At 73.0% G+C, this 10,151-nt stretch carries 3 protein-coding genes; all 3 read left to right on the forward strand.

Features of this window, described 5'->3' with window-relative positions; genetic code table 11:
• Positions 1 to 33 precede the first annotated feature (33 nt).
• Positions 34 to 3,018, forward strand: coding sequence for an SDR family NAD(P)-dependent oxidoreductase (locus ACFHWS_RS27945; RefSeq protein WP_416569518.1), 2,985 nt, complete (start codon positions 34 to 36; stop codon positions 3,016 to 3,018).
• Positions 3,019 to 3,044: 26 nt separating this feature from the next.
• Positions 3,045 to 8,675, forward strand: coding sequence for a type I polyketide synthase (locus ACFHWS_RS27950; RefSeq protein ID WP_416569520.1), 5,631 nt, complete (start codon positions 3,045 to 3,047; stop codon positions 8,673 to 8,675).
• Between the two features lie 56 nt (positions 8,676 to 8,731).
• A partial coding sequence (locus ACFHWS_RS27955) for a type I polyketide synthase (RefSeq protein ID WP_416569519.1) occupies positions 8,732 to 10,151 on the forward strand: 1,420 nt, incomplete at its 3' end.

Below are 10,151 nucleotides of genomic sequence, written 5' to 3' on the forward strand. Positions count from 1 at the left end.
GTGTTTGCTGGTGTTGGGGGTCGGGTGGTTGATTTGCCTACGTATCCTTTTCAGCGACGCCACTACTGGGCGCACACCTCGCCGGCAGGCGTCGGGACCGCCGCTGCGGCCAGGTTCGGGATGGAGTGGGAGGACCACCCGCTGCTTGGCGGTGCGTTGCCGGTCGGCGGCACCCGGAGTCTCCTGCTCGCCGGCCGGCTCTCGCTCGCTTCGCACGCCTGGCTCGCCGACCACGCCGTCTCCGGCACCGTCCTGGTGCCCGGTACGGCCTTCATGGAACTGGCCCTGCACGCCGCCGAGGTGGCCGGCTGCACCGGTGTCGAGGAGCTGCGCCTGGAGGCGCCGCTGGTGGTGCCGCCCACCGGCGGCGTACGGCTGCAGGTGCTGGTGGACGAACCGGCCGAGGGATCCGGCCACCGGCCGGTGAGTGTGTTCTCCCGTGCCGAGTCCGCAGCCGACGAGGCCGCCTGGACCCGCCACGCGGTCGGTGTCCTGACCACCGGGCCGCGACCCGTCCCGGCGACCTCGTGGCACACCGAGACCTGGCCCCCCGCCGGCACCGAACCCGTCGACGTTGACGCCCTCTACGAGCGGTTCGCCACGCTGGGTTACGAGTACGGCGAGGTCTTCGCCAGACTCCAGGATGTCTGGCGGCGCGACGGTGAGGTCTTCGCCGAGGTGCGCCTGCCATCCCGGGTCGCCGCCGAGGCCACCCGGTTCGGGGTGCACCCCGCGCTGCTCGACGCGGCCCTGCAACCGTGGCTGGCTGGCGGACTCGTCGACGTCCCCGACGGGAGTGTGCTGCTCCCGTTCGCCTGGCAGGGCGTCACCCTGCACGCCACCGGCGCCGACACGCTGCGGGTCCGCATCGGCCGGGCCGGCGAGGCAGCGGTGTCGATGCAGGCGGTGGACCTTGCCGGGGCCCCCGTCCTCTCGCTCGACGCGCTCATCCTGCTGCCGCTCGCCCGGGAACGCCTCGGTGTCGCCGGTACGACCCCCGCCCTGCCGCTGTACCGGGTGGGCTGGCGGCGAAGGACCGCCGTGGCCGCGTCGCAGCAGCGGCGGTGGGCGGTCGTCGGCCCTCACGGCGCCGAGGTGATCGGCGCCGCCGCGCGATACGGCTGGCCGGTCACCGCCATCGACATCCACGCCGACCTGGCCTCCCTACGGGCGGCCCTGGACGCGGGCGCGGAAGCTCCCAGCGTCGTCCTTGCCGACTTCCGCATGGACTCCTACTCCACCGAACCCGCCCACGTCGCCGAGGTGGTCCGGGCGGAGGCCCGGGCCGGACTGGACCTGCTCCAGGGTTGGCTGGCCGACGAGCGGTTCGCAGCGGCGAAACTCGTCGTGCTCACTGAACGGGCCGTGGCTGCCGGCACCGACGAGGACGTGCCGGACCTCGTCCACGCCGGACTCTGGGGCATGGTGCGGTCGGCCCAGTCCGAACACCCGGACCGGTTCGTCCTGCTCGACGTCGACGCCGACGACACCTCCATCTCCATGGTCCCGTCGGCGCTCACCGTGGACACGCCACAGCTCGCGGTTCGGGCCGGCGAGATCCGGGTGCCCGAGATCGAGCCACTGCGCGCGGAACCGGAGCCCGCCGACCCGCTGACGGGCGGGCTCGACCCAGCCGGCACCGTCCTGGTGACCGGCGCCACCGGCACCCTCGGCGGCCTGCTCGCCCGGCATCTGGTGACCGCGCACGGGGTACGCCGGCTGCTGCTGGTCAGCCGCAGCGGACCCGGCGCCGCCGGAGCCGACCGGCTGACCGAGGAGCTGACCGGGCTCGGCGCGCACGTGTCGCTGGTCGCCTGTGACGCCGCCGACCGCGCGGCCCTGGCCGATGTCCTACAGTGCATCCCCACCGCGCACCCGCTGACCGCCGTGGTGCACGTGGCCGGCGTCCTCGACGACGGGGCGCTCCAGGCGCTGACCCCCGACCGGATCGACGCGGTGCTGCGGCCGAAGGTCGACGCCGCGCTGAACCTGCACGAGTTGACCGCAGGACTGCCCCTGGCCGCGTTCGTCCTGTTCTCCGGGGCGGCGGGCATCCTGGGCCGCCCCGGTCAGGCGAACTACGCAACGGCGAACACCTTCCTGGACGCCCTGGCACAGCACCGGCAGGCCCAGGGGCGGCCCGGCGTCGCCCTCGCCTGGGGCCTGTGGGGACCAGCCAGCGATATGACGGGCCACCTCGGTGAGAACGACCTGCGGCGGATGCGCCGTTCCGGCATCGCGCCGATGACCGCCGAGGAGGGGCTCCTGCTGTTCGACCGGGCGCTCGACCGGGCCCGGCACGAATCCCTGCTCGTACCCGCGCGTCTGGACCTCGCGGCGTTGCGGCGGGAGCAGGTCGCCAGTGGACCGGACGCGGTTCCGGCGCTGCTGCGTGGCCTGGTCCCGCCGGCACCGACCCGGCGGGCCACCACATCGGGGGGCGCGGGCGGGGCGTCCGCGCCGGCCACCGCCCCCGCAGAGCAGGCGGACCACCTGCGGAGGCGACTGGCCGGGCAGGACGCCCCGGCCCGGATCCGGGAGCTGCTGGACCTGGTCCGTACCCACGTGGCGGGGGTGCTCGCCCTCGACGCGGGGGCCGCGGGGGACCCGAGACGACCATTCCGGGAGATCGGGTTCGATTCGTTGACCGCCGTCGAACTGCGTAACCGGCTGAGCACGGCGACCGGCCTGCGGCTGGCCCCGAGCCTGGTGTTCGACCACCCGGACCCGCAGGCCGTGGCTGAGCACCTGGCTGACGAACTCGCCGCCGACGGGGTGGCCGACGCGGGCGCGACAGCGCTGACCGGGCTAGACACCCTGGCCGCCGCGCTCGGTGGGATGAAGACCGACGACATCCGCCGGAACATCGTCCGCCGCCGACTGGAGGAGATGCTCGCCCTGGTCGGCGGGCCCCGGTCCCGGCCGGCGGAGGACGGGCTGGCGGATACAACGGTCGCCGAGCGGCTGGCCTCGGCGACCGACGACGAGCTGTTCGCCTTCATCGAGGAGCAGTTGTGAACCCCGACCGAGGAGACAACCGGCAGATGGCCGCCAACGAGGACCGGATTCGTGAGTACCTCAAGCGCGTCACCGCCGAGCTGGCCGGCACGCGGCGACGGCTACGCGAGCTGGAGGACGGCGCGCGTGAGCCCATCGCCATCGTCGGAATGAGCTGCCGGTTGCCAGGCGGGGTGCAGACCCCCGAGGACCTCTGGCGGCTGGTCGACGGCGGGACCGACGCCATCTCGGGCTTCCCCGAGGACCGGGGCTGGGACGTGGAGAAGCTCTACGACCCCGACCCGGACGCCGCCGGCACCAGCTACGCCCGCGAGGGCGGCTTCCTCCACGACTGCGCCGACTTCGACCCGGAGTTCTTCGCCATCTCACCGCGCGAGGCCCTGGCCATGGACCCGCAGCAGCGGCTGCTGCTGGAGACCGCGTGGGAGGTCCTCGAACGGGCGGGCATCGCACCCGGCGAGGTCCGCGGCACCCGCACCGGGACCTACGTCGGGGTGATGTACGACGACTACGGCACCCGGCTCGCCGAGGTCCCGCACGACCTGGAGGGCTACCTGGTCAACGGCAGCGCGGGCAGCGTCGCCTCCGGTCGGATCGCGTACACCCTGGGGTTGCAGGGGCCGGCGGTCACGGTCGACACGGCCTGCTCTTCGTCGCTGGTGGCGCTGCACCTGGCGGTGCGGGCCCTGCGGTCCGGCGAGTGTGACCTGGCCCTGGCGGGCGGGGCGACGGTGCTCGCCACCCCGACGATGTTCGTCGACTTCTCCCGCCAGCGTGGACTGGCCGTGGACGGCCGTTGCAAGGCGTTCGCGGATGCGGCGGACGGCACCGGCTTCGGCGAGGGCGTCGGGATGCTGCTGCTGGAACGGCTCTCGGCCGCGGTCCGTAACGGGCACCGGGTACTGGCCGTCGTCCGAGGCACGGCCGTCAACCAGGACGGGGCGAGCAACGGCCTGACCGCCCCGAACGGTACCGCCCAGCAGGCGGTCATCCGGCAGGCGCTGGCCGACGCAGGGCTGGCCGCCGACGAGGTGGACGCCGTGGAGGCACACGGTACCGGCACCGCCCTGGGCGACCCCATCGAGGCGCAGGCGCTGCTGGCGACGTACGGGCAGGGGCGGCCGGCGGACCGGCCGCTGTGGCTCGGGTCGCTGAAGTCCAACGTCGGCCACACCCAGGCCGCCGCCGGAGTCTCGGGTGTGATCAAGACGGTGCTGGCGATGCACCACGGTCGGTTGCCTCGGACCCTGCACGTCGACCGGCCCTCGACCAGGGTGGACTGGTCCTCCGGCGCGGTCCGACTGCTGACCGAGAGCCGACCGTGGCCCACGTTTGACGACCGCCCCCGGCGGGCCGGCGTCTCGTCGTTCGGCGCCAGTGGCACCAACGCCCACGCCATTCTGGAAGCCGCCCCCGGCCGGCCGGGGGCCGAACCCACCGCCGCGTCGCCCCCGGCCGCCGGGGTACCCGTCTGGGTCCTGTCCGGCCGCGACGAGGCGGCCCTGCGCGAGCAGGCCCGGCAGCTGCACAGCCACCTGACCGGTCGGCCCGATTCCGCCGACGCCGTCGCCCGCGCGCTGGCCCGGACCCGCACCGCGTTCCCGTACCGGGCCGCCGTGCTCGGGCCCGACACCGCCACCCTGCTCGACGGGCTGCGGGCTATCGCCACCGGCCGCAGCGCCGCTGGGCTGGTCACCGGTCGGGCCACCCCGGAACGCCGCGTCGCCGTTCTCTTCACCGGCCAGGGCAGCCAGCGGCCGGGGGCGGGGCGGGACCTGTACGCCCGGCACCCCACCTTCGCGCAGGCGCTCGACGAGGTGCTCACCGAAGTGGACCGGCACCTGGACCGGCCACTGCGGGACGTCATGTTCGCCGAGCCGGGCAGCGACGCGGCGGCCCTGCTGGACGACACCGCATACACCCAGCCGGCGCTGTTCGCCCTGGAAGTGGCGCTGTTCCGGCTTGTCACGAGCTGGGGGCTGCGCCCGGACGCCCTGCTGGGGCACTCGGTGGGGGAGATCAGCGCGGCGCACGTTGCGGGCGTGCTCACCCTGGCCGACGCCGCCCTGCTGGTGACCGCACGCGGCCGGTTCATGGCGGGCCTGCCCGCCGGCGGCGCGATGGCCGCGATCGAGGCCACCGAGTCCGAGGTCGCCCCGCTACTCACCGGACGCGGACACGAACTTGCCATCGCTGCGGTCAACGGGCCGCAGGCCACCCTCGTCGCGGGCGACGAGGGTGCTGTCGAGGAACAGGTCGCCTGGTGGCGCGAGCGGGGTCGCCGGGCCACGCGGCTGCGGGTCAGCCACGCCTTCCACTCCCCCCGGATGGACGGGATGCTCGCGCAGTTCGAGAAGACCATTTGGGACCTCGACTACCGGGATCCGACCATCCCCGTCGTCGGCACCGTGACGGGCGCGCCGGCGTCCGGCGGCGACCTGCGGACCCCGGAGTACTGGGTCCGGCACGCCCGCGACCCGGTGCGCTTCCTCGACGGCGTTCGCCGGCTCCGCGCCGAAGGCATCGACACTTTCGTCGAACTCGGCCCGGACGGCGTGCTCACGGCGATGGCGCGGGACTGCCTGGCCGAGTCCTCGGACCCCGCCGAGACCGACCGGCCCCTGCTGTTCCTGCCCTTCCTACGCCGGGACCGCGACGACGACATCGCCGTCGGGGAGGCGCTGGCCACCGCCCACGTCCACGGCCTTTCGGTTGACCCGGTCGCGGTACTCGGCGACGGCCCGCGCAGCACCGACCTGCCCACCTACCCGTTCCAGCGGACCCGCTACTGGCTAGACCCGCGCCCCGGCACACCCGACCTCACCGCCGTGGGGCTCGACCTGGCCGGGCACCCGCTGCTCGCCGTCGCGGTGGACCTGCCCGACGGCACCGGCACGGTCTGGACCGGCCTGCTCTCCGTCCGCACCCACCCGTGGCTCGCCGATCACAGCGTGTGGGGGCGCACGGTGTTGCCGGGCGCCGCCCTGCTGGAGATCCTGCACGAGGTGGGTGCCGCCGCCGGCTGCGGCCGAGTGGCGGAGCTGACCTTCGAAGCGCCGTTGGTGGTCCCCGAGGACGAGGGCGTCCGGCTGCGGGTCGTGCTGAGTGGTCCGGACCTGGACGGCACCCGGACCGTCCAGGTCCACTCCAGGCCGGCCGTCGCCGGACCAGAGTGGACCCGGCACGCCACCGGCCGGGTGACCGACACCGCCGAGGAGCCGCCCACCGGCGGGGCCGGGCCGGCCACTGACCTCGCCGACGTCTGGCCCCCCGAGGGGGCGCAGCCCGTGGAAATTGAGGGCGAGTACGAGCGGTTCGCCGATGCGGGCATCGGGTACGGCCCCGCGTTCCGGGGACTGCGCGCCGCCTGGCAACGCGGCGACGAGACGTTCGCCGAGGTCCGGCTTCCCGAGGAGTACGCCCCAGAGGCGGTCCGCTATCGGATCCACCCGGCGCTGCTGGACGCCGCCCTGCATGCGATCGTCCTCGGCGACCAGTTCCCCTATGGCGCGCACGGGATGCTGCCGTTCGCCTGGACCGACGTCCGGCTTTCCGCCACCGGGACCGACCGACTCCGGCTCCGGATCGCCCCGGCCGGTCCCGAGTCGGTCAGCGTCACCGCCGCCGACGGCACCGGTGTTCCGGTGCTCACCGCCGCCTCCCTGGCCCTGCGCCGGGTACCTGCCGACCGGATCGCCGCCGCCGTCACCAGCCAGGCGCCGCTGTACCGGCTGGACTGGGCGGCCGTGCCGTCCGCTCCGCCGACCGGGGAGGTCCGGTTCGCCCTCGTCGGCCCCGATCATCCGGCGTTGCTCGCCGCCCTGTCGGCTGAGGCGCCCACGCAGGCATACCCGGACCTGGACGCGCTGGTCGCCACCCTGGCCGACGGCCCGGAACCAACCCACGTCGTCGTCACTACCGGCCCGGCCGACGGCGTGCCGGCCGGTGAGGTGACGGCCGTCGGTGTGGACCGGGTCACCCGGCAGGCGCTCGACCTCGTCCAGCGGTGGCTCGCCGAGGACCGGTTCACCGGCTACCAGCTGGTCGTGCTGACCACCGGTGCGGTGCAGACCGGCACCGGTGTCACGGATCCCACCGCCGCCGGGGTTTGGGGGCTGCTGCGGGTCGCCCAGACCGAGCACCCGCAACGGTTCCTCATCGTCGACGTCGACGACCACCCGGACTCGCTGCGTACCCTGCCGGGGGCGGTGCGAATGGCCGAACCGCAACTCGCCCTGCGCGCCGGGACGGCCACCGTCCCGGGTCTCGTCCGGGCACCGGCCGCCGACGATGCTGTGGTGCCCTGGTCGGGCACCGGCACGGTGCTCGTCACCGGGGGGACCGGGCTGCTCGGTGGGGCCGTGGCCCGGCACCTGGCCCGCCGGCACGGGGTACGGCACCTGCTGCTGGTCAGCCGGCGCGGGCCGGACGCCCCCGGTGCGGCCGACCTGACCCGGGACCTGGTGGCCCTGGGCGCCTCCGTCCGGGTCGCCGCCTGCGACGTCGCCGACCGCGACGCCCTGGCCCGGCTGCTGGCCGAGATCCCGCCCGGGCATCCACTCACCGCCGTGGTGCACACCGCGGGTATCGCCGACGACGGTGCGCTGACCGCTCAGACCGGGGACCGGGTCGCGGCGGTGCTCCGCGCCAAGACGGACGGGGCGATCAACCTCCACGACCTCACTCACGACTCCGAACTCACCACCTTCGTGCTGTTCTCGTCCGTGGCCGGCACCATCGGCAGCGCCGGCCAGGCCGGGTATGCCGCTGCCAACGCCTTTCTCGACGCCTTCGCCGACTGGCGGCGGGGCCGTGGGCTGCCCGCGACCTCGCTCGCCTGGGGGCCGCTGGACGGCGGGATGGCCGCCGGCCTGGGCCGCGCGGACCTCGCCCGCCTGCGTCGGTCCGGGCTCGTGCCACTCGGCGTCGAGGACGCGCTCGTGCTCCTCGACGCCGCCTGCGTCCGCCCCGGGGCGGTCTTCTACCCGGTCCGCCTCGACCCGGCGGCGCTGCGCGCGGACGGTCCGGTCGGCGCGGTGCCCGCCGTCCTGACCGGCCCGACCCGGGCGCGACCGAGACCCGGTACGCCGGAGCAGCCGGCCGAGGCCACCGTCACCGCGCAACTGGCGGGCAGGTCGGCAGCCGAGCGCGCGGCGATCCTCACCGACCTGGTCCGTGCCGAGGCAGCCGCCGTACTCGGCCACGCCGGGGTGACGACGTTGAGTGCGAAACGGTCCTTCCGGGACGCGGGTTTCGATTCGCTCACCGCCGTGGACCTGCGCAACCGGCTCGGCGCGGCGACGGGCCTCCGCCTGCCCGCCGCCATCGTCTTCGACCACCCGACCCCCGCCGCACTCGCCGCCTACCTGGGGACCGAACTCGACCGTCGGTCCTCCGGCGACCGGCTGCCGACCGACGCCGCCGGCGTCCTGGCGTCGCTGGACCAGCTCCGCACCGGGATCGCGGCGGCGGTGCGGGACGACACCGACCGCACCCGCGCCGCCGATCTGCTCCGTGCCCTGCTCGCGGAGGTCGGTGGCACCGCCGGCCCCCCCGATCCCGACGACGGTTCCAGCTCCGAGGTCTCCGACCGGTTGCGGACCGCCTCCGACGAGGAACTGTTCGACCTGCTCGACAGCGACTTTCGGCTGTCGTAGCGCCGACCGACCCAACGCCCGACCCCACGACGACACCGGACCACAGGGGGAGCACCGTGCCCGTCACCAACGAAGAGAAGCTCCGCGAATACCTGCGCCGCGCGATGAGCGACCTCCACGAGGCTCGCGAGCGGATCCGGCAGTACGAGTCCGCTGCTGTTGTGGATGATGATCCGGTTGTGATTGTGGGGATGGGTTGTCGGTTGCCGGGTGGTGTGGTGTCTCCGGCTGGTTTGTGGGATTTGGTGGTGTCGGGTGGGGATGCGGTTTCTGGTTTTCCGGTGGATCGGGGTTGGGATGTGGAGTCGTTGTTTGATCCGGTGCGGGGGGTGGCGGGGAAGTCGTATGTGCGTGAGGGGGGTTTTGTGTATGACGCGGGGTTTTTCGATGCCGAGTTTTTTGGGATTTCCCCTCGTGAGGCGTTGGCGATGGATCCGCAGCAGCGGTTGTTGTTGGAGACGTCGTGGGAGGCGTTGGAGCATGCGGGTATTGATCCGGTGGGTTTGCGGGGGTCGCGGACTGGTGTGTATGTGGGGGTGATGGGTCAGGAGTACGGGCCTCGGTTGTCGGAGGGGGGTGGCGGGTTTGAGGGGTTTTTGTTGACGGGGACGACGCCGAGTGTGGTGTCGGGTCGGGTGTCCTACGTTCTCGGGTTGGAGGGTCCTGCGGTTTCTGTTGATACGGCGTGTTCGTCGTCGTTGGTGGCGTTGCATTTGGCGTGTCAGGGGTTGCGGTTGGGTGAGTGTGATGTGGCGTTGGCGGGTGGGGTGACGGTTATTGCGGGGCCGGGTTTGTTTGTGGAGTTTTCGCGGCAGGGTGGGTTGTCGGTTGATGGGCGGTGTCGTGCTTTTGGGGGTGGTGCGGATGGTACGGGTTGGGCTGAGGGTGCTGGTGTTGTGGTGTTGGAGCGGTTGTCGGTGGCGCGGGAGCGTGGTCATCGGGTGTTGGCGGTGGTGCGGGGTTCTGCGGTTAATCAGGATGGGGCGTCGAATGGTTTGACGGCGCCGTCGGGGGTTGCGCAGCAGCGGGTGATTCGTGATGCGTTGGCGGTGGCGGGTGTGGCGGCTGATGAGGTTGATGTGGTGGAGGCGCATGGTACGGGGACTCGGTTGGGGGATCCGATTGAGGCTGAGGCGTTGTTGGCGACTTATGGGCGTGGTCGTTCGGGTGGTCCGTTGTGGTTGGGGTCGTTGAAGTCGAATGTGGGTCATACGCAGGCGGCTGCGGGTGTTGCTGGTGTGATGAAGATGGTGTTGGCGTTGCGGGAGGGGGTGTTGCCGGCGACGTTGCATGTGGATGAGCCGTCGCCGTTTGTGGATTGGTCGTCGGGGTCGGTGGAGTTGTTGTCGGAGCGGCGTGATTGGCCGGTGACTGGTCGGCCGCGTCGGGCTGCGGTTTCTGCGTTCGGGGTTAGTGGTACGAATGCTCATTTGATTTTGGAGGAGGCTCCTGTGGTGGGGGAGTCTGTTTCTGTTG

This window comes from Micromonospora sp. LOL_013 (assembly GCF_048060315.1).
Taxonomy (GTDB): Bacteria; Actinomycetota; Actinomycetes; order Mycobacteriales; family Micromonosporaceae; genus Micromonospora_E.

Coding starts and splice junctions, on each gene's coding strand:
- ACFHWS_RS27950 (WP_416569520.1), top strand. CDS start 3,045: ATGGCCGCCAACGAGGACCGGATTCGTGAGTACCTCAAGCGCGTCACC.